Origin of the sequence: Pseudomonas sp. LRP2-20 (assembly GCF_024349685.1) — a bacterium.
Taxonomy (GTDB): domain Bacteria; phylum Pseudomonadota; class Gammaproteobacteria; order Pseudomonadales; family Pseudomonadaceae; genus Aquipseudomonas.
On sequence record NZ_AP025944.1, the window covers coordinates 540,862 to 560,469 of the forward strand.

Consider the following 19,608-nt stretch of genomic DNA (forward strand, 5'->3'; position numbering starts at 1 on the left):
GCGCATGAGATAAAAACAAACGCCAGGGCACACGCATGGGCAATCCACTAACGATCACCTTCGTGATCTACATCGCGGCAATGGTGCTGATCGGTTTCGCGGCCTATCGCTCCACCAACAACCTTTCCGACTACATCCTCGGCGGTCGCAGCCTGGGTAGCGTGGTTACCGCGCTCTCCGCCGGTGCGTCCGACATGAGTGGCTGGCTGCTGATGGGCCTGCCGGGCGCCATCTACTTCTCCGGCCTTTCCGAAGCCTGGATCGCCATCGGCCTGACCGTCGGTGCCTACCTGAACTGGCTGTTCGTTGCCGGCCGTCTGCGCGTGCAGACCGAGCACAACGGTGACGCACTGACATTGCCCGACTACTTCTCCAGCCGCTTTGAAGATAGCAGCGGCGTGCTGCGGATCATCTCGGCGATCGTCATCCTGGTGTTCTTCACCATCTATTGCGCCTCTGGCATCGTCGCCGGTGCCCGCCTGTTCGAAAGCACCTTCGGCATGCCGTACGAGACCGCCCTGTGGGCGGGTGCCGCGGCGACCATCGCCTATACCTTCGTCGGTGGCTTCCTGGCGGTGAGCTGGACGGATACCGTGCAGGCCTCGCTGATGATCTTCGCGCTGATCCTCACTCCTGTGATCGTGCTGATCTCCACCGGTGGTTTCGATACCACCTTCCTGGCCATCGAAGCGCAGAACCCGGCCAACTTCGACATGCTCAAGGGTGCCACCTTCGTCGGCATCATCTCGCTGATGGGCTGGGGCCTGGGCTACTTCGGCCAGCCGCACATCCTGGCGCGCTTCATGGCCGCCGACTCGGTGAAGTCGATCGCCAACGCCCGTCGCATCTCCATGATCTGGATGATCCTGTGCCTGGCTGGTACCTGTGCCGTGGGTTTCTTCGGGATCGCCTACTTCTCTGCGCACCCTGACCTGGCGGGCCCGGTCACCGAGAACCATGAACGCGTGTTCATCGAACTGGCCAAGATCCTGTTCAACCCGTGGATCGCCGGTGTGCTGCTGTCGGCCATCCTGGCGGCGGTGATGAGCACCCTGAGCTGCCAGCTGCTGGTCTGCTCCAGTGCCCTGACCGAAGACTTCTACAAGTCCTTCCTGCGCAAGAACGCTTCGCAGGGTGAGCTGGTGTGGGTCGGCCGCCTGATGGTGCTGGCCGTGGCCCTGATCGCCATTGCCATGGCGGCCAACCCGGAAAACCGCGTGCTGGGCCTGGTGGCCTACGCCTGGGCCGGTTTCGGTGCTGCCTTTGGCCCGGTGGTGCTGATTTCGGTGCTGTGGAAGGGTATGACCCGCAACGGCGCGCTGGCCGGTATCGTGGTCGGTGCGCTGACGGTAATCCTGTGGAAGAACTTCGACACCCTCGGGTTGTACGAGATCATTCCGGGCTTCCTGTTCGCCAGTATCGCCATCGTGGTTGTGAGCAAGCTGGGCAGCCCGTCGCAGGCGATGGTGCAACGCTTCGAGGCGGCTGATGCCGCCTATCACGCCGACAAGTGATCTGGCCAAGCCGGCGGCAGTTGCTGCCGCCGGCTGCAGGCGGGGTTACGATGTGATCGAAAATTTCAGCAGGGTGGCTTCGAATGCCTGGCTTTCCCTGGGGCGGATCACGGCCTGGTAATTGCCGGGGGCGCAATTGTCCAGGGTCATCTCCCAGGTTTCATTGCCGGAGGAAGGTACTACCAGTTCATCGCACTTGCCATTTGGGCCGGTCAGCTCAAGGACGGCGCTGTAAGGGGTGTTGATGGTGCCCAGGGTTCCGTGGAGCCTGGCTGTCGTTCCGGTTTTTTCGAGTTTGATGGAGGCTTTCATTTCAGTTACTCGTGGTTGAATGGAGCCATGAGTGTCACTGCATTGGATGGGTGAAACGATCTGGAAGCGTTCCCTTCCCCGCTGTCGACCGCCGTACCTGACGCCGTCATCGTGACAGGGTAAACTTGCTGCCCGCGCAGGAGTTGCCATGAACTATCGTCACGCCTTCCACGCCGGCAACCACGCCGACGTCCTCAAACATATCGTGCTGACCCGCCTCATCGCCCTGATGTCGCGCAAGGAGCAGCCGTTCGCCTACATCGACACCCATGCCGGCCTCGGTCTTTACGACCTGCAAGGTGATCAGGCGGCCCGCACCGGTGAGTACCTGGAGGGCGTTGCCCGCTTGTGGAACCGCGAAGACCTGCCGGCCATGGCTGCGGACTACCTGCGCATCATCAAGCGCCTGAATGCCGATGGTGAACTGCGCTACTACCCGGGTTCGCCCGAGCTCGCTCGCCGCCTGATGCGTCAGCAGGACCGTGCGCTGCTCAATGAAAAGCACCCGGAAGACGGGCCGCTGCTCAAAGAGAACATGAAGAAGGATCCGCGCGTGGTCGTGCACCTGGGCGAAGGCTGGCACGTGCCACGGGCCTTGCTGCCCGTGCAGGAAAAGCGCGCGATCATGCTGATCGATCCGCCGTTCGAGCAGGCGGACGAGCTCAAGCGCTGCACCACCTCGATGAAAGAGGCGATCGGCCGCATGCGCCAGACCGTCGCGGCCATCTGGTATCCGATCAAGGACCAGCGTTCGCTGACCCGCTTCTACCAGGACCTGACCAGCACCGGCGCACCGAAATTGTTGCGGGTCGAGCTGTATGTGCACCATCAGGACAGCCCGCAGGGCCTCAATGGCTCTGGTCTGGCCATCGCCAACCCGCCTTGGGGGCTGGAAGAAGAGCTGCAAGAGCTGTTGCCGTGGCTGGCCAAGGCGCTGGCGCAGACGGCTGGCAGCTTCCGCATGGACTGGCTGATCGCCGAATAATTGCAGGTGCCTGTGCCGGCCACGAGGCCGGCACAGGTTGCCGCGTTGCGCATAGGTTTGCGTTATAATCTCGCCCTTTAGCCGCCACCCGCCCATGAGGCCGCTGGCGCATCTCTACCGAATGAAGAGGCTAATCCCTTGGCATTGACGATTCTTGGCCTGTCCGGCGCCCTTAGCCATGACCCTTCCGCGGCCCTGTACATCGACGGCAAACTGGTTGCCGCCGCCGAAGAAGAGCGCTTCGTGCGTGACAAGCATGCGAAGAACCGCATGCCCTACGAGTCGGCGAAATTCTGCCTGGAACAAGCCGGCATCAAACCGTCCGACGTTGACGTGGTGGCCATCCCGTTCGCCCCGATCAGCCTGTTCGGCAAGGCCCGCTGGCACTACGCCAAGCGCTACTGGTACGCCCCGGACCGCGCCCTCGATGCGATCCTGATGGGCAACCGTCGCTACAAGCGCTATCGCAAGAAGATTGTCTGGTGCCTGGAGCAGCTGGGCTTCGACCCGAAGAAGGTCAAGATCGAGCCGGTCGAGCACCACCTGGCCCACGCGTCCAGCGCCTACCACTGCTCGGGCTTCAAGGAAAAGACCGCGATCCTCGGCATCGACGGCAAGGGTGAGTACGCCACCACCTTCTTCGGCTACGGCGAAAACGGCAAGATCCACAAGATCAAGGAATTCTTCGATCCGGACTCGCTGGGTGGCCTGTACGGCGCGATCACCGAATTCCTCGGCTTCGAGATGCTCGACGGCGAGTTCAAGGTCATGGGCATGGCACCGTACGGCGATGCCAGCAAGTACGACTTCTCCCGCCTGGCCAGCTTCGAGAACGGCGAACTGGTGATCAACACCGAGTACGCCAACGTCATCGGCCTGCGCCGCCATAAAGAGAAGGGCAAAGGCTTCTACTTCTCGCCGAAGCTGATCGAATGGCTGGGTCCCAAGCGCGAAGGGGACATCGCCGACGAGCCGTATATCCACTACGCCGCCAGCATGCAGGCGCTGTTCGAGAAGATCGCCCTGCAGATGATCGACCACTACCTGGGCGACACCCTGCGTGAAACCGGCAAGCTGGCCTTCGCCGGCGGCTGCGCGCTGAACGTCAAGCTCAACCAGAAGATCATCGCCCGCCCTGACGTCAAGGAACTGTTCGTCCAGCCGGCTTCCGGTGACGCCGGTACCGCCGTCGGTGCTGCGGCCTACGTTTCCCACGCCCGCGGCGTGCCGGTCGAGAAGATGGAGCACGTCTACCTCGGCCCTTCGTACACCAACGAGGACGTTATCGCCGCCTGCGCCCGTCACCCGAACGCGCCAAAGTGGCGCAAGCTCGACGACATGCCGCAGCGTATCGCCAAGATCATGGTCGAAGGCAACCCGGTGGCCTGGTTCCAGGGTCGCATGGAGTTCGGCCCGCGTGCCCTGGGCGGGCGTTCGATCATTGGCTGCCCGAGCGTGCCGGGCGTGGCCAACCGCATCAACGAGCAGATCAAGTTCCGCGAGCGCTGGAGACCTTTCTGCCCGTCGATGCTCGATACCGTCGCCCCGCAGATGATCAAGGTCGATCACCCCGCACCGTTCATGACCTTCACCTTCGAAGTGGCTGAAGAGTGGAAGACCCGTGTGCCGGAAGTGGTCCACGAGGACGGTACCTCGCGTGCCCAGGTGCTCAAGCGCGAATACAACCCGCGCTACTACGACATGATGAAGGCGCTGGAAGACCTGACCGGCAACGGCGTATCGCTGAACACCTCGCTGAACCGTCGTGGCGAGCCGATGATCTGCTCGCCGACCGATGCGCTGAACATGTTCTTCGGTTCGGACCTGCAGTACCTGATCATGGAAGACATCCTGGTCGTGAAGGACGGCGCCGCCGCCTATGACCAGCCGCTCTGAAGCGCGGGTCCTGCAGTTCTGCCATGGCTATGACGGGCCGTTCCTCGATTGTGCCCGTCAGTACGCCAGCCTGTTCCAGGGCAGCGGCTACAAGGTCACCACCGTGTTCCTCACCGGCGCTGCCGACCCGCACGTTGCGGCTGGGTGTGCGTCGGACGAAGTGCTGTTTCTCGAATTCAGTTCCAAGGCCGTGCGTGGTCTGAAACTCGGTGCGATTCGTGCCCTGCGGCGCATCGCGGCCGAGCGCAATTTCAGCTTCTGCATCGCTCACCGTTTCAAGCCGATCTATGTCGCGCTGCTGGGCACCGGCTTGCCGGTGATCGGCGTGCACCATGCGTTTGGCGACTATGAGCGCAAGGGCCGGCGTCTGTTTGCCAACCTGTTCAGCAAGCGCCTGAGCCTGCTGGGTGTGTCGGATGCGGTGCGTGACGACATGCGCCGTTGCCTGCCGCAGTGGCCGGCCGAGCGTATCCAGACGCTGTACAACCGTATCGACATCGACGCCCTGCAAGCTGCCCTGGTGCCCCGTGCCGAGGCCCGTGAGGCGTTGGGCCTGGATGCCCAGGCGTGGGTGGTCGGCAATGTCGGCCGCCTGCACCCTGACAAGGATCAGGCGACCTTGTTGCGTGGCTTTGCCGAGGCGCTACCGGGCCTGCCAGCCGGCGCGCGCCTGGCAATCCTTGGCAAGGGCCGCCTGGAGGCCAAGCTCAAGGCCCAGGCTGCCGAGTTGGGCATTGCCGGGCAGGTGGATTTCCTTGGCCAGGTGGCGGATGCCCGTCGCTATTTCCAGGCCTTCGATGTATTTGCCCTGAGCTCCGATCATGAGCCGTTCGGCATGGTCCTGCTCGAAGCCATGGTCGCCGGCGTACCGGTGCTGGCCACGGCTTGTGGCGGTGCTCGTGAAGTGGTCGAAGGCGTTGGCGTGCTGTTCCCGCTGGCCGATGCCGCGCAACTGGCGCAAGCCCTGCGGCACATGGCTGCGCTGGATGCACAGCAGCGAGATGCCTGTGCTGCGCACATGCTGCGGCGCCTGCATGAGCGTTTCTCCGACCAGGCGGTGCGCGAAGCGTTCTGGCAGTTGCCACAGGTTCGTGCGCTGGTGGGGAAGGCTTGATGCTCAATCACATTCAGGCCATCCGCGAGCGCGGCTGGCAAGTCATCGACGCGGCAGGCTACGCCGAGGCGTGGGCGCGTTTTGGTGGCAGCGTCGCGACGCACCCGTTGGTGGTCGAGCAATTGGCGGGCCTGGCGCAGATTCCCGTGCGTTACCTGGGGTGGTACCAAGCGGGTGAGCTCAAAGCTGCCATCCCGACCTGGGGGCGCCATCTGGCGCTGTCCAAGGACGTGCTCAAGCGTGCGGGCAAGAAAGCCTTGTTCGACCTTGGCAATGCCGAGATCATCCTGCCGGCGGTGGCTGATGCCGGCGCGCCGTTACGCCATGCCGCACGCTACCTGTCCGAGCTGAACCAGGGCCGCTTCAGCGGTCTCAAGGTGCAGAAGGAGCAGCTGGCCATGGCCCGCGCCCACGAAGACCTGTCGAAGAAGTTCCGCTACAACCAGCGCCGCGAATTGCGCCTGCTGGAAGAAGCGGGTGGCGTGGTGCGCCCGATCAGCGACTTCAGTGCGCCGCAGATTGCAACCATGTACTGCGACCTGTTCCAGCGCCGCTGGGGCTTCCCTGCCACCGGTGCCGAGCGCATGGCCGATGTGCTGGAGCGCCTGCGTGAGCTACTGATCGGCTCGGTGCTGATGCTCGAGGACAAGCCGATCGCCATTCAGCTGGTGTATCGCGTCGAAGCCCCAGAGTGGATCAGCGTGGAATACATCAACGGCGGCGTCGATCCGCAAACCAAGGCCTTCAGCCCCGGTAGCGTGCTGAGCTTCCTCAATACCCAGGCGGCCTGGGAAGATGCCCGTGCGCGCAACAAGCCGCTGCGCTTCTCGTTCGGTCGTGCCGACCGTGAGTACAAGGACCGTTGGTGCAACCCTGTGCCGGTATTCCAGTCGTGAGCCGCAAACAGCAGTTGCTCAAGCGCCATCGGCGCAACAAGCGCCTGGGTCTGCTTGCCAGCCTGGTCGTACTGGTAGCGTTGGGGGTCTTTGCCTGGTGGTGGCTGCCGCTGTTGCTGCTGCCGCTGCTCTGGGCCGCTCACGAGGCCTGGTTCGCCGATCACCTGTTCTATGCACCCGGCGAGGATTACGCCTATCGCTTCGGCGAACTGAGCCACCAAGCGCCGGTCGTGCTGCGTGACGGGCTGCTCAAGGCGGATGCGGCGTTGCAGGGCGATGAAACCCTGGTGCTTGAAGTACGGGTGAAAAGTGGCTGGCTAGGGCGCTTCCTGGATCCGCGGGTCGAGCTGCATGGCGCCGAATTCGGCGACCGGCAAACCTTCGAACGTGGTGTCGATGGGCTGCGCTTCCTCAACCTTACCGGCCTGGCGTCAGCTCTGCAGGCGGGCACGCTGCGCCTGCGCGGGCGCCATTGCCGGCTGCAGGGCGAGCCACGCCTGTGGATAACCCCCCGTGTCGAGCTGCAGCGTCGCCGCGTGATGGTGATCGCGCCGCATGCCGATGATGCCGAGCTGGCTGCCTATGGTTTGTACAGCCAGGCGGACGAGGCTTGGGTGGTGACCCTGACCGCAGGTGAGATCGAGGCCGAGCACTATCAGCAGATGGGCCTGGGCAAGTCAGAGGCTGCCCGCCTGAAGGGCCGCCTGCGCGCCTGGGACAGCATCGCCGTGCCACGTTGGGGCGGCGTACCAGAATCGCGTTGCGTGCAGTTGGGGTACTTCTGCCTGCAGCTGCCTGCCATGCAGGCGGCCCCCGATCAGCCTGCCGTGTCCCGCGAAGCAGACATGGCCGATATCCGCCCGTTCCGTCAGTTCAATCCGTTTCCGCTGCCGGCCGACCGCGATGGTGCGCCAACCTGGCACAACCTGTTGGCCGACCTGCGCGCCCTGCTGGACATGGCTCGGCCCGAGGTGCTGGTGATGCCGCATCCGCAGCTCGACCCACATCCTGATCATGTCTGTGCCCAGGCGGCCGTCCTGGAGGCCCTGCAGGGCCTGGCCTGGCAGCCGCAGACGCTGCTGTGTTACGCCAACCACCTGCATGACAACGACCGCTGGCCAATGGGTGACAGCGGCGATGGTGTGGCCCTGCCGCCGCAACTGAGCGCCGAACAGGCCTGGGCGCCGTGCGCGTTGCTGCTGGATGTCGCCACCCAGCGTGACAAGGCCATGGCCTTGGGCATGATGCACGACCTGCAGCCTCCGGCACCGTTCAAGCGCCGCCTGCGCCGGTTGCTGCAGCGCTGGCTGGCCGGGCGCCGAGCGTCGCCTTACGGGGAGAACGAGTTCTTCCGCAAGGCCGTGCGCCGGCACGAATTGTTCTGGCGGCGTGAGCTCTAAACCTGACCGCGGTGGCGCAGAGCGCCCAAGGAAAGCAATGAAAGTCCTATTTCTGGTACAGAAGGAACAGCGCGCGATTCTCGATCGCCTGTACGACGGCGTCGCGGCCAACTGTGAATGTGACCTGCGCTGGCTGAGCAGCGAAGACCAGCGCAACCTGCGCCGTTATTTCAAGCGTGAAGTGCAGGTCGAGCGCTATGACCGCATTGTCTTCTTCCTGCGCTTCAAGCAAGAGATCCGTCAGGTAGCATTCATCCGCACGGTACCCAACCTGGTCATTCTCGAACATGACGCCTACCAGAACTACATACCCTGCAAGTACACCGGCAAGTTCAGCGCGCATTACCGCAAGCTGCCCTGGGCGCGGGTGATCAGCTCGGGCTACATGGTCAGCGAACGCCTGCGCCAGGAGGGTTTTGACGCGGTGTTCGTGCCCAAGGGCTACGATGAGCAGCTGCTCGCCGACCAAGGCCGCGAGCGCGATATCGAACTGGCCTTCGTCGGCAGCACCAACAGTGTTGCCTACAGCGGGCGCAAGGCGCTGCTGGATGAACTGGGGCGGGTCGAGAACCTGGTGGTGACCCGCACCAAGTCGGGTGAGGACTATTGCAACACGCTGAATCGTATTCGTTTCTTCGTCAGTGCCGATGTCGGCATGGGCGAGTATATGATCAAGAACTTCGAAGCCATGGCCTGTGGCTGCGTGCTGCTGGCGTTCGACCAGGGCGAGGAGGAAAATCGCGCTCTCGGTCTGCAGGACATGCACAATGTGGTGTTCTACGACACCATCCCGGTCTTGCAGGCGAAGTTGCGTACTTTGCGCGCCGACCCGGTACTTGCTGGGAAAATTGCCGAGAATGGTCGTCAACTGGCCGTATCGCGCTTCAGTTTCGGCGAAGTTGGCCGTAGCATCGTTGAACACCTGCGTCCAGCACTGAGGCCCCATCCGCCATTGTCTGCATGGCAGCAGCTGCGGTTGAAGCTGGGCTTTTAGCCACAAGAGCGTGTGCGGCCAGGGACGGGCAGTGAAAAGTTGATCGTGGTAGCGCGGAGGGAGTACGGTGCGTTTCTCTCAGGAAAGCGAAGTCACGCTGGTTGTGACCAGTTGCGGTCGATTCGATCTGCTCAAGCAAACCCTTGAGAGTTTCGATCGTTACAATACCGCGCCCATACGCGAAGTCTTCATCACTGAAGACTCTGGTGACGATGCCGTGCAGGGTGCTGTGCCGGAGCACTGGAAGCCCTATTGCACGGTGTTCGTCAACCGGCCCAAGCTTGGCCAGCTGGCCTCGATCGACCTGGCCTACAGCCACGTCAAGACGACCTACATCTTCCATTGCGAAGATGACTGGCAGTTCTACCGTGAGGCGTTCGTAGAGGATTCCCAGGCGGTCCTCGATGTCAGTCCGGGGGTGCTGCAGGTCTGGTTGCGTAGCCATGCCCATGACCTGGCGATCCACAGCCCATACATTTCTCTGGGGGCGCGCCAGGTGATCGCTGGGGTGCCGTTGTATCCGCTGCTGTCGGAAAAGGCAGATTGGCAGGCGTTCTCGCTCAATCCGGGCTTGCGTCGATTGAGTGATTATCAGCGGTGTGCGCCATTTGCCGCCTATTCTGGTGAGAAAGCACTTTCCCGGCGCTATGCCGAGCTTAATCTGACTGCGGTCGAGCTGGAGGGCGATGCGGTCTTGCATACGGGCTTCGGCAAGCACGTGACCTTGCCCGAGGAGGTCCGGCGCAAGGCCAAGCGGCGCAAGCGTGAGCAGGCGAAACTTGCAGTGATGCTGGTAATCGGCGCCGTGATCGGTATGGGAATTACCTTTCTTGTCAGCTGACTCTTCAGTCCCACCAGGCTGGTACCGGACAGGGGCGCTATCACCATGAACATTGTCAACGTGATGTGGGCGGGCGGAAAGCCGTTCATGTCCATCCACAGGGTTCACCAGCAAGTGCTATCCCAAGCGGGGGGCGATGCCCGAATCAGTCACTGGCTGCTGCTGGGCAGTGGTCTGTGCCATGGGCAAGGGCAAATCCGCGAGTGGCACTTGCCGCAGCGTTTGCTCAAGGGCCACGGCCTGTGGCGGCTGATGCGTCCGTGGCTGCGTTTGCGTTTGCGCAAGGCGCTGATAGAAGCAGGTGCCGAGGTCGTGTTGCTCGATGGCATTGGTGTCGCGCGCCTGGTGCTTCCGCTGCTGGAGCAACTGCCCCAGTTGCGTGCCAAGGTGCTGTTCCATGGCCGGACCCGCCTGTCACACCGCGATCTGGGCTTGTTGTGCAGTCTGCCTGAAGATCGGTTAAGCGTTGCAGCTGTTTCGCAGACGCTCGCTCACGCGCTGGCGCATGAGCTGGGGCGACCCGTGCAGGCTTTGCGCGTGGCGTTCGAGCCGCGGGCCTTCATCGAGCCGTTGCTCAGTCGCGAACAGGCTCGCCAGGCGCTGGCGTTGTCGCACGCCGATGGGCCTGTGCTTGGTGCAGTGGGGCGATTGGTCGAAAGCAAGGGCTTCGAGGTGCTGATAGAAGCCTTTGCCCAGGTCGCGCCCCAACAACCTCGCATGCAATTGGCAATCATCGGTGAAGGTCCGCTGCGGGCGGCTCTGCAGGCGCACATCGATGAGCTTGGCCTGGCCGGTCGTGTGCACCTGTGTGGCCATCGCGATGATGTACAGCAGTTGTACCGGGCATTTGACTGGATGATGGTGCCGTCGCGCGCCGAAGGTTTGGGGCTGGTGGTGCAGGAGGCGGTGATTGCCGATGTGCCGGTCATTTGCAGCGACTTGCCGGTGTTCCGTGAGCAGCTACAGGACTCAGGCCACTATTTACCGGTCGGTGATGTGGGGGCCTGGGTGAAGTTGATAAAGCACTGTGATGCGGCTTGCGGTCTGGCCTTGGCTGCCCGGCAACATCAGGCGATGGCGCCCGAAGCGGCTTGGCAGGCTTTCCGCGAAGGCAGTGCAAGCCTGCTGCGTGGCTGAGATTCAGCGTACCAGCAAGGCGGCTTCGAATTCAGCCAGTGGGAAGCGGTCGCCCAGTTTCTCCCGCTCGATGTAACGCACCATATGCTGCACATTGCGGCGGACCATGCGTGCCGACAGCGGTGGGCGCATGAAGCGCATATCCGCCACGTCGATCAGGCCCAGGCGCTGATCAGGCGTCATCACCACATTGCCAAGGTGCAGCGAGCGGAAATAGATGCCATTGCGATGCAGCTGATGGATCAGCTTGATCAGCTGCGGCAGAGTGGTATCCCAGCTGAAGCCCTCCTCACGCGACAGCTGCAGCAGGGTGCGTCCCGGCAGGGGGCGATACAGCACCGCCGTGCGGCCCGGCAGGTCCAGTTTGTGCTGGCTGATCACTTCGAGGGTAGGGATGCCCAGCTGCGCCAGGCGCTCGGCATTATCGACGAAACGCTGGGAGTAAGGTCGTAGCAGTGCAGATGAAATCAGGCGTTTGCGGCGAAAAACCTTGAGGAAATTTCCATCCTCGAGCAGGTAGACTTTTGCCCCGTGGCTGTCAGCTTCCAATACCTGGGCGCCAAGCGTCAGCTGATCGAAGTCGACCTGGGAGAGGTGGGAGCATTGCATGGATAGGACCTTGTCGTCCGGCAACTGAAAATGACCGGCCATAATGCCGAAATTTATGCCTTAACACCATGATGGTGTTATGGATCCAGCGGGAGAAGGGATGTTGTATCAGAAAAATTGGGCCAAAGTCTGGCTGGGGTTCGGGCTGGTCTGGTTTCTCGGCGCCATAGCGCTGGCTCCCAGCAACAAGTTGTACCAGCAAGGACTGATTGCCTTCCTGTGGTTGCCGACACTGCTGCTGGCTTGGTCGGCGCGTGGCGTGTTGGTCGAAGCTTGGCGGCGCCAGCCCGCCTTGTGGGGCAGCTTGCTATTGCTCATGGTGTGGGGTGGAGCCAGTCTGGCCTGGTCATCGGCCATGGAGCCGGGGCGAGAAGTCAAACGCCTGCTTTATATAGCGCTGTTCCTGCTCGCTTTCCCCTTGCTGGCCCAAGGTGGTAGCGATCGCATGCGGCATTTGTTGCAGATTGGCGGCGGCCTGCTGGCGCTTGCGGCGCTGGTCTCGATAATTCATTTCTATATTTTTCAGGGCCAGCCATTGCTGGCGCGTCTGGCCGGTATCGGCGAGATCTCCCACCCGATCCTGGGCGCCTATGTCATTGGCGCTGCGACACTGTTGCTGCTGTATCAAGTTCCCCATGCACGTATGGGCCAGCTTGTCTGGGCGCTGGCAGTTGCTTGCCTCGCTGCCTTTGCGGTGCTGAGCCAGAGCCGCGGGGCAGTGCTTGCATTGCTGGCGACAGTGGTCCTGGCACCCTTGTGGCGGCGTGATCGACACAGCCGCTTGCTGGCCCTTGGCGCGCTGCTGGCGACTGCCTTGGCCTTTTACGTGATGTATGACGTCATCACCCAGCGCGGCTCATCGTACCGGCCGGAAATTTTCGAAGCGGTGCTGGGCATGATTGGCGAGCATCCGTGGCGCGGTTTGGGCCTGGGCGCGTCTTACAGGGTCAACGCCGCCGGTTTGCAATTCGACCATTCACACAACTTGTTTACCCATGTGGCGATCGAGCTCGGTTTGCCGGGAATGCTGCTGTGGATTGCCGTCTGGCTGTTCACCTTCGGTGAGATCGTGCGGGCCCGCCACACCTTGCTGGGCAAGCTCCTGATGGGGCTTTGGGTGTTCTCGACGCTGGCCATGCAGTTCGATGCCGCCAGCCTCACCGGTACCCCGCGTGCAGAGTGGTTCATCAGCTGGTTGCCGGTCGGCCTTACCCTGTTGCTGCCATGGGTACGTGCCGAAAATGACGCCTGTGGTAAAATTTCCGGCTCAACCTGAACAGCGAGCTCGATGATGGCCGAAACACCGCTACCGGCGGAGCACAGCTCCAGCCTGAAGATCTACTTCCGGCTGCTGAGCTACGTGAAACCCTATGTCGGCATTTTCCTGCTGAGCATCGTTGGTTTCGTGATCTTTGCTTCGACCCAGCCCATGCTGGCCGGGATTCTCAAATATTTCGTCGACGGGCTGAGCAACCCGGAAGCAGTCCTGTTCCCCAATGTTCCTTATCTGCGCGACCTGCAGTTGCTGCAGGCGGTTCCGCTGCTGATCATCCTGATCGCGGCGTGGCAAGGCCTGGGCTCGTTCCTGGGCAACTACTTTCTGGCCAAGGTTTCCCTGTGCCTGGTGCATGACCTGCGCGTGGAACTGTTCAACAAGCTGCTGGTGCTGCCCAACCGCTATTTCGACAACCACAACTCCGGGCACCTGATTTCGCGGATCACCTTCAACGTGACCATGGTCACCGGGGCCGCCACCGATGCGATCAAGGTCGTTATCCGTGAAGGCCTGACGGTGGTGTTCCTGTTCGGCTACCTGCTGTGGATGAACTGGCACCTGACCCTGGTGATGGTCGCTGTCCTGCCGGTGATCGCGGTGATGGTCAGCGTTGCCAGCAAGAAATTCCGCAAGCAGAGCAAGAAGATCCAGTCCGCCATGGGCGACGTGACGCATGTCGCTTCCGAGACCATCCAGGGTTACCGGGTGGTCCGCAGCTTCGGCGGTGAAGCCTACGAACAGCAGCGCTTCGACAAGGCCAGCCAGAGCAACACCGACAAGCAGCTGCACATGACCAAGACCGGCTCGCTGTACACACCGCTGCTGCAGCTGGTGATCTATACCGCCATGGCGGCGCTGATGTTCCTGGTGCTGTTCCTGCGAGGTGAATCCACTGCCGGTGACCTGGTGGCCTACATCACGGCGGCAGGCCTGTTGCCCAAGCCGATCCGTCAACTGTCGGAAGTCAGTTCGACCATCCAGAAAGGCCTGGCCGGTGCCGAGAGCATTTTCGAGCAGCTGGATGAGCAGCCGGAGCTCGATAACGGTACCGTAGAGAAGGACCGTGTGGCAGGCCGCCTGGAAGTGCGCAACCTGAGCTTCACCTACCCCGGCACCGAGCGCGAAGTGCTGAGCGACATCAGCTTCGTCGCCGAGCCTGGGCAGATGATTGCGCTGGTCGGGCGCTCGGGCAGCGGCAAGTCGACCCTGGCGGCCTTGATCCCGCGCTTCTACCACCACGACCAGGGGGAGATTCTGCTCGATGGCGTGGAGATCGAAAACTATCGCCTGCGCAACCTGCGCCGCCATGTATCCCAGGTGACCCAGCACGTCACCTTGTTCAACGATACCGTGGCCAACAACATCGCCTATGGCGACCTGGCGGGCGCCCCGCGTGCCGATATCGAAGCGGCAGCTGCGGACGCCTACGCCAAGGAGTTTGTCGACCGCCTGCCCAAGGGCTTCGATACTGAAGTCGGTGAAAACGGCGTGCTGCTCTCCGGTGGCCAGCGCCAGCGCCTGGCGATTGCCCGGGCATTGCTGAAGAATGCGCCGCTGCTGATCCTCGACGAAGCCACTTCGGCGCTGGATACCGAGTCCGAGCGGCATATCCAGGCGGCCCTGGATCATGTCATGCAGGGCCGTACCACGCTGGTGATCGCCCACCGCCTGTCGACCATCGAGAAGGCCGACTTGATCCTGGTAATGGACCAGGGGCGTCTGGTCGAGCGCGGCACCCATGCCGAACTGCTCGCGGCCAATGGCCATTATGCCCGCCTGCATGCCATGGGCCTGGATGAGCCGGTAAAAGCCGATATCACCTGACCCGCCTTGATCGGGGCCGAATCGGCCCCGATTGTCACGGGAATTTTCCAGGGTGTATCTGGCCGTAAAGCCGTCGCCTACCCTGTGCTAATATCCTGCCCCTGTTCATTATTTTTCATATGGGTTGCCCATGAAGTTGTCCATGCCGCGTTTCGATCAAGCCCCGGTACTGGTGGTCGGCGATGTCATGCTCGACCGCTACTGGCATGGTGGTACTTCGCGTATCTCGCCGGAAGCGCCAGTGCCGGTGGTCAAGGTCGATCAGATCGAGGATCGTCCCGGCGGCGCGGCCAACGTTGCCTTGAACATCGCCGCCCTTGGCGCGCCAGCCTCGCTGATCGGTGTCACCGGCCAGGACGAGGCCGCCGACAGCCTCGCCAACAGCCTGCAGGCCGCTGGCGTGCGTTCGGTGTTCCAGCGCATCGCGCACCAGCCGACCATCGTCAAGCTGCGGGTCATGAGCCGTCACCAGCAACTGCTGCGCATCGATTTCGAAGAGCCGTTCGCCACCGACCCGCTGTCGCTGGGGGCGGAAGTCGACAGCCTGCTTGAGGGTGTCAAGGTGCTGGTCCTGTCCGACTACGGCAAGGGCGCGCTGAAAAACCACCAGAGCCTGATCCAGGCCGCACGTGCCAAGGGTATTCCGGTTCTGGCCGACCCCAAGGGCAAGGATTTTTCCATCTACCGTGGCGCCAGCCTGATCACTCCGAACCTCAGCGAGTTCGAAACCATTGTCGGCCGTTGCGCCGATGAGGCCGAACTGGTCGCCAAAGGCCTGCAATTGCTGCAGGACCTGGACCTTGGCGCGTTGCTGGTAACCCGGGGCGAGCACGGCATGACCCTGCTGCGCATCGGTCAGCCGGCGCTGCACCTGCCAGCCCGGGCCCGCGAAGTGTTCGATGTGACCGGCGCTGGCGATACCGTGATCTCTACCCTGGCGGCTGCCATTGCCGCAGGCGAAGACCTGCCGCACGCCGTGGCCTTGGCCAACCTGGCTGCTGGCATCGTGGTCGGCAAGCTGGGTACCGCCGCAATCAGTGCGCCGGAGTTGCGCCGGGCAATCCAGCGTGAGGAAGGTTCCGAACGTGGTGTCCTGGGCCTGGAGCAGTTGCTGCTGGCCATCGACGATGCACGGGCGCACAAGGAGAAGATCGTCTTCACCAACGGTTGCTTCGATATCCTCCATGCCGGGCATGTCACCTACCTGGAGCAGGCGCGGGCACAGGGTGATCGCCTGATCGTCGCGGTAAACGATGATGCCTCGGTCAGCCGCTTGAAGGGGCCGGGCCGTCCGATCAACAGCGTTGACCGGCGCATGGCTGTGCTGGCGGGCCTGGGCGCGGTGGACTGGGTGATCAGCTTCCCTGAAGGCACGCCGGAAAACCTGCTGAGCCAGGTCAAGCCAGATGTGCTGGTCAAGGGCGGGGATTATGGTATCGACCAGGTGGTGGGTGCCGATATCGTCAAGGGCTATGGCGGTACCGTGAAGGTGCTGGGGCTGGTCGAGAACAGCTCGACCACAGCGATCGTCGAGAAGATCCGCAAGAACTGATCGAGCCCTGGGCCGCTTTGGCGGCCCCTGTGGGAGCGGCGGTTCGGCGCCCCGATTCACCCGCGCAGAATGCAACTCGGTGTATGGCACCGGCTACGCCGGTGTTCGCGGGTAAATCGGGGCGCCGAACCGCCGCTCCCACAGGTATCGCGCCAGATTCTAGAAATTGAGCAAGACAGTTGCTCCCACATGGACCGCGCAAGCCCAGGAATATCACTTGTGCAGTGAGGTGCGGGCCCGTTCCAGCAGCGCCCGTGCCTTGTCACCAAAGCGCTGCAGATGCGAAGCCGGCGCCGCTTTGCGTTCCACCAGCCCCTGCTGCTTCACCCAGTCCTTCCAGCGAATCCGCTCATCGGCCACCACCCAGCCTTCCTGCCGGGCAAAGCTCTCGGCCAGGTACAGCCCGCGGGTACTCGCCGGCACCAGCTCATCTTTCTTCAGCGTGTACAGCTCGGCCAACGGCTGGCCATCCTGTACCGGCATCAGGTACAGATCCGGCCGTTTTCGGTTGAGGCGCGCTACCAGCTGGTCGCCTTCCAGCCGCTCATCGACATGGAACAGGCTGAGTTTCTTGGCCTCCCTCGGCACCTGCAGGCGCATGTCGTAGATCAGCTGCAGCGAAGCCGTCGGCAAGTGCACATAGGCCCGTGGCCGTTCCATCAACATCAGGTTGCCGCAGTGCACCGGGCGGGCAGCACCCGACTCTGGGGTCAGCACGAAGGGCAAGGCTTCGCGATAATGCAGTGCGGCGGCGTACGGGGCTGGCAGCCAGGTGTCGTTGAAGCGCCCGCTCAGCCAGCCTTCCGGGGTTTCCAGCAAGCACTCTTCAGCCACCTCCTGGACGGCGGTGTGCAGTGGCAGGTTGATCTCCTGGGCGGGGACATACCCGGAAATCAGTTTCAGTACCACGTCACCACGGTCCTGGCGCCGTTGCCTTACCAGCACCCAGTAATCACGGTGCTGCCAATGCAGGGTCAGGCGCACGGACACACCCAGGTTGGCCAGTTCGACCACGAAGCGCTGCTTGTCGGCGAGTTGGATGGCGCGCCGCCGCTGCTGGGTCTGGGCGAAGTTCAGGGGCATGCCGATGCTCTGGTAGACCAGGCCTTCGGCGGTGGCTTCGACATGCAGCGGCAGTGTCTTGAAGTTGCTCGGGTTCTTGCGGATCAGCGTACGCGCCACGAGGCTCCTCCTTGCGTCGGGTCAGTCTCCAGGCCCATCTTGGCTGGGTGGCAACTCAATGCTGGCCCAGGATACGGGCGACGGTGGCCACGTTGTGGGCCAGGTGCAACGGATTGATGGTGCCGACGATAGCACTGCTCACGCCCGGGTGGGCGAACAGCAGCTCGAAGCTGGCCTGCACCGGGTCGACCCCGGGGGCAAGGCAGATATGCCCGCTGGCCAGCGCCTTCTTCACCAGAATGGCCTTGCCGTGTTCGGCAGCGTAGTCCAGCACCGGACGCTCTGCCTGCTCATTGAGGTTATAGGTGACCATGGCGCAATCGCCCTGCTCCAGCGCCTTCAGGCCGCCGGCGACGGTCTTGCCGGAAAGCCCGTAGCCGAGAATCTTGCCTTCCTGCTTGAGCGCGGCGAGGGTCTGGTAGACCTCTTCCTGCTCGAGGATTTCCAGGTCGTTGCCATCGGAGTGCACCAGCACCAGTTCGATGCGGTCGGTTTCCAGGCGCTGCAGGCTTCGCTCCACCGAGCGGCGGGTGTGGGCGGCGCTGAAGTCGAAGCTGGACTGGCCATCTTCGAACTCTTCGCCCACCTTGCTGACAATCACCCACTGATCACGCTGGCCGCGCAGCAGCGGCCCCAGGCGCTCTTCACTGCGGCCATAGGCCGGCGCGGTGTCGATCAGGTTGATACCCAGCTCGCGGGCCTGGGCTAGCAGCAGGCGCGCTTCGTCATCGCTGGGGATGGTGAAGCCATTGGGGTATTTGACGCCTTGGTCGCGGCCCAGCTTGACCGTGCCCAGGCCCAGTGGCGACACCTCGAAGCCGGTGCTGCCCAGAGGGCGGTGCAAGCCATGCAAGGTTGGCAAGGTCATGGCAGCAGTTGCTCCCAGGCCGGTACACCCACGGCCGGGCGCGGCAAGCCGGCAAGGTCGGCCTGAGCTGCCGGGCGCACGCCGTCGCGTTCGAGGCTGGCCAGTACACGGTCACTGAAGTCCGGTGCCAGTGCCAGTTTGGTCGGCCAGCCCACCAGCAGGCGCTGCTGTTCGGCGAGGAAGGCGTTGTCGGGGCGGACCAGGCCGGACTGCGCGGGCTCGGCGCGATCGACGCGCAGGGTGGCCCAGCGCACCTGGCCTTGATCGACCCAGGGCAGCAGCTGGGCAATTTCCTTTTGCGCGGCAGCGATCTGTGCGGCGGGCTCGCGGGCCACGCCATCGGCTTCGGCCAGGTCGCCACCGAGGTACCAGACCCACTGGCCATCGGCGGCCGGGTGGGTGGTGATGGTCACCCGTGGCTTGGGACCGCCGCCCAGGCAGTGCGCATAGAGCGGCTTGAGGTTCGGGCCCTTGGCCAGGACCATGTGCAACGGCCGGGTCTGCATGGCGGGTTGCTTCAGGCCCAGTGCATGCAGCAGTTCTTCGGTACCCGCGCCGGCGCTGAAGACGATGCGTTGGGCGCGGATTTCACGGTCGTCGACGCGCAGGCCGACCAGCTCGTCGCCCTCGCGCAGCGGTTCGACACGTTCGCCCGCGAGCAGGCTGTCACCGGCCAGTTCGGCCAGGTTGGCGAGCAGGCTGGGCACATCGATCACCAGTTCGGCCAGGCGGTAGACCTTGCCCTTGAAGCCGCGGTCCTGCAGGGCGGGTGGCAATTGCTCGCCCTTTACCTGATCGACCCGGCCACGCACGGCCTTGCTGGCGAAGAAGCTGGTCAGGTTGCCGGCCAGGGTGCCTGGCGACCACAGGTAATGGGCATCGGAAAGCAGGCGGGTACGGGTCAGGTCCAGCTCGCCGCTGCCATTGATCGCTTCGCGCCAGCGTCGCGGCATGTCGGCGATGGCTTCCGAGGCGCCGGTCAAGGCACCGTGCAGGGCGTACTTGGTGCCGCCGTGAATGATGCCCTGGGACTTGATGGTCTGCTCGCCACCGAGGCTGGCGCGCTCCACCAGCACCGTCGAGTAGCCCAGGCGACGCAGGCGGGCATTGAGCCAGAGGCCTGCGACCCCGGCGCCGACGATCAGCACGTCAGTGGAAATGGCGGATGGCATGGCGGTACCTCGAAGACTGGGACAGCTGGCAAGTAT

The 19,608-nt window shown here is 63.1% G+C and carries 17 protein-coding genes; 12 read left to right on the plus strand and 5 right to left on the minus strand.

Features of this window, described 5'->3' with window-relative positions; all coding sequences use genetic code 11:
* The first annotated feature begins 35 nt into the window (after nt 1–35).
* Nucleotides 36–1,514, plus strand: coding sequence for a sodium/proline symporter PutP (putP, locus tag OCX61_RS02235; RefSeq protein ID WP_261942430.1), 1,479 nt, complete (start codon nt 36–38; stop codon nt 1,512–1,514).
* A gap of 45 nt (nt 1,515–1,559) precedes the next feature.
* Here the strand turns inward: putP and OCX61_RS02240 are convergent, their stop codons facing one another.
* Entirely contained in the window at nt 1,560–1,826 is a 267-nt protein-coding gene (locus tag OCX61_RS02240; RefSeq protein WP_261942431.1) for a hypothetical protein, read from the minus strand.
* 148 nt (nt 1,827–1,974) lie between these two features.
* On the opposite strand from OCX61_RS02240, the gene OCX61_RS02245 reads away from it, so the two are divergent.
* The 8 genes from OCX61_RS02245 to OCX61_RS02280 all read left to right on the plus strand — a co-directional run bounded on the left by OCX61_RS02245 (nt 1,975) and on the right by OCX61_RS02280 (nt 11,089).
* The gene (locus OCX61_RS02245) at nt 1,975–2,811 is read left to right on the plus strand and encodes a 23S rRNA (adenine(2030)-N(6))-methyltransferase RlmJ (RefSeq protein WP_261942432.1); all 837 of its coding nucleotides are present in this window, start codon (nt 1,975–1,977) and stop codon (nt 2,809–2,811) included.
* A gap of 138 nt (nt 2,812–2,949) precedes the next feature.
* On the plus strand, nt 2,950–4,707 hold the full coding sequence (locus OCX61_RS02250) for a carbamoyltransferase family protein (RefSeq protein ID WP_261942433.1): 1,758 nt from the start codon (nt 2,950–2,952) through the stop codon (nt 4,705–4,707).
* Nucleotides 4,691–5,821, plus strand: a complete 1,131-nt coding sequence (locus OCX61_RS02255) for a glycosyltransferase (protein WP_261942434.1) — start codon at nt 4,691–4,693, stop codon at nt 5,819–5,821. The genes OCX61_RS02250 and OCX61_RS02255 overlap by 17 nt, the downstream gene beginning before the upstream one ends.
* A complete protein-coding gene (locus tag OCX61_RS02260; protein ID WP_261942435.1) occupies nt 5,821–6,717 on the plus strand; it encodes an antimicrobial resistance protein Mig-14 in 897 nt (298 codons plus the stop codon). The genes OCX61_RS02255 and OCX61_RS02260 overlap by 1 nt, the downstream gene beginning before the upstream one ends.
* Nucleotides 6,714–8,117: a PIG-L family deacetylase gene (locus tag OCX61_RS02265; protein ID WP_261942436.1), complete on the plus strand. Its 1,404-nt coding sequence runs from the start codon at nt 6,714–6,716 to the stop codon at nt 8,115–8,117. The genes OCX61_RS02260 and OCX61_RS02265 overlap by 4 nt, the downstream gene beginning before the upstream one ends.
* Before the next feature lie 37 nt (nt 8,118–8,154).
* On the plus strand, nt 8,155–9,111 hold the full coding sequence (locus OCX61_RS02270; protein WP_261942437.1) for a glycosyltransferase family protein: 957 nt from the start codon (nt 8,155–8,157) through the stop codon (nt 9,109–9,111).
* 67 nt (nt 9,112–9,178) lie between these two features.
* On the plus strand, nt 9,179–9,952 hold the full coding sequence (locus OCX61_RS02275) for a glycosyltransferase family 2 protein (RefSeq protein WP_261942438.1): 774 nt from the start codon (nt 9,179–9,181) through the stop codon (nt 9,950–9,952).
* A 45-nt stretch (nt 9,953–9,997) separates the two neighbouring features.
* Entirely contained in the window at nt 9,998–11,089 is a 1,092-nt protein-coding gene (locus OCX61_RS02280) for a glycosyltransferase (protein ID WP_261942439.1), read from the plus strand.
* 3 nt (nt 11,090–11,092) lie between these two features.
* On the opposite strand, the gene OCX61_RS02285 is transcribed toward OCX61_RS02280, so the two are convergent.
* The gene (locus OCX61_RS02285) at nt 11,093–11,698 is read right to left on the minus strand and encodes a serine/threonine-protein kinase (protein WP_261942440.1); all 606 of its coding nucleotides are present in this window, start codon (nt 11,696–11,698) and stop codon (nt 11,093–11,095) included.
* A gap of 100 nt (nt 11,699–11,798) precedes the next feature.
* Between OCX61_RS02285 and OCX61_RS02290 the strand changes: the two genes are divergently transcribed.
* The 3 genes from OCX61_RS02290 to hldE all read left to right on the plus strand — a co-directional run bounded on the left by OCX61_RS02290 (nt 11,799) and on the right by hldE (nt 16,350).
* Nucleotides 11,799–12,974 carry an O-antigen ligase family protein gene (locus OCX61_RS02290; RefSeq protein WP_261942441.1) on the plus strand — a complete coding sequence of 392 codons (1,176 nt, stop codon included), beginning with the start codon at nt 11,799–11,801 and terminating at the stop codon, nt 12,972–12,974.
* A 15-nt stretch (nt 12,975–12,989) separates the two neighbouring features.
* Nucleotides 12,990–14,798 (plus strand): lipid A export permease/ATP-binding protein MsbA, encoded by a 1,809-nt coding sequence (gene msbA, locus OCX61_RS02295; protein WP_261942442.1) that lies wholly within the window; start codon nt 12,990–12,992, stop codon nt 14,796–14,798.
* Between the two features lie 130 nt (nt 14,799–14,928).
* Nucleotides 14,929–16,350: a bifunctional D-glycero-beta-D-manno-heptose-7-phosphate kinase/D-glycero-beta-D-manno-heptose 1-phosphate adenylyltransferase HldE gene (gene hldE, locus OCX61_RS02300; RefSeq protein WP_261942443.1), complete on the plus strand. Its 1,422-nt coding sequence runs from the start codon at nt 14,929–14,931 to the stop codon at nt 16,348–16,350.
* A gap of 213 nt (nt 16,351–16,563) precedes the next feature.
* Here the strand turns inward: hldE and OCX61_RS02305 are convergent, their stop codons facing one another.
* The 3 genes from OCX61_RS02305 to OCX61_RS02315 are packed head-to-tail and all read right to left on the minus strand — an operon-like array spanning nt 16,564 to nt 19,572.
* Nucleotides 16,564–17,532: a metal ABC transporter ATPase gene (locus OCX61_RS02305; RefSeq protein WP_261942444.1), complete on the minus strand. Its 969-nt coding sequence runs from the start codon at nt 17,530–17,532 to the stop codon at nt 16,564–16,566.
* Between the two features lie 55 nt (nt 17,533–17,587).
* Nucleotides 17,588–18,400 carry an aldo/keto reductase gene (locus OCX61_RS02310; RefSeq protein ID WP_261942445.1) on the minus strand — a complete coding sequence of 271 codons (813 nt, stop codon included), beginning with the start codon at nt 18,398–18,400 and terminating at the stop codon, nt 17,588–17,590.
* Nucleotides 18,397–19,572 carry an NAD(P)/FAD-dependent oxidoreductase gene (locus OCX61_RS02315; protein WP_261942446.1) on the minus strand — a complete coding sequence of 392 codons (1,176 nt, stop codon included), beginning with the start codon at nt 19,570–19,572 and terminating at the stop codon, nt 18,397–18,399. Before OCX61_RS02315 ends, OCX61_RS02310 begins: the two co-directional genes overlap by 4 nt.
* Nucleotides 19,573–19,608 lie beyond the last annotated feature (36 nt).

What these genes read in the sequence shown, in the direction of transcription:
- OCX61_RS02270 (WP_261942437.1), top strand. Translation starts at nt 8,155, where the DNA reads ATGAAAGTCCTATTTCTGGTACAGAAGGAACAGCGCGCGATTCTCGAT.
- OCX61_RS02290 (WP_261942441.1), top strand. Translation starts at nt 11,799, where the DNA reads ATGTTGTATCAGAAAAATTGGGCCAAAGTCTGGCTGGGGTTCGGGCTG.
- OCX61_RS02240 (WP_261942431.1), bottom strand. Translation starts at nt 1,826, where the DNA reads ATGAAAGCCTCCATCAAACTCGAAAAAACCGGAACGACAGCCAGGCTC.
- OCX61_RS02285 (WP_261942440.1), bottom strand. Translation starts at nt 11,698, where the DNA reads ATGCAATGCTCCCACCTCTCCCAGGTCGACTTCGATCAGCTGACGCTT.
- OCX61_RS02315 (WP_261942446.1), bottom strand. Translation starts at nt 19,572, where the DNA reads ATGCCATCCGCCATTTCCACTGACGTGCTGATCGTCGGCGCCGGGGTC.
- OCX61_RS02255 (WP_261942434.1), top strand. Translation starts at nt 4,691, where the DNA reads ATGACCAGCCGCTCTGAAGCGCGGGTCCTGCAGTTCTGCCATGGCTAT.
- putP (WP_261942430.1), top strand. Translation starts at nt 36, where the DNA reads ATGGGCAATCCACTAACGATCACCTTCGTGATCTACATCGCGGCAATG.
- OCX61_RS02245 (WP_261942432.1), top strand. Translation starts at nt 1,975, where the DNA reads ATGAACTATCGTCACGCCTTCCACGCCGGCAACCACGCCGACGTCCTC.
- OCX61_RS02310 (WP_261942445.1), bottom strand. Translation starts at nt 18,400, where the DNA reads ATGACCTTGCCAACCTTGCATGGCTTGCACCGCCCTCTGGGCAGCACC.
- OCX61_RS02280 (WP_261942439.1), top strand. Translation starts at nt 9,998, where the DNA reads ATGAACATTGTCAACGTGATGTGGGCGGGCGGAAAGCCGTTCATGTCC.
- hldE (WP_261942443.1), top strand. Translation starts at nt 14,929, where the DNA reads ATGAAGTTGTCCATGCCGCGTTTCGATCAAGCCCCGGTACTGGTGGTC.
- msbA (WP_261942442.1), top strand. Translation starts at nt 12,990, where the DNA reads ATGGCCGAAACACCGCTACCGGCGGAGCACAGCTCCAGCCTGAAGATC.
- OCX61_RS02260 (WP_261942435.1), top strand. Translation starts at nt 5,821, where the DNA reads ATGCTCAATCACATTCAGGCCATCCGCGAGCGCGGCTGGCAAGTCATC.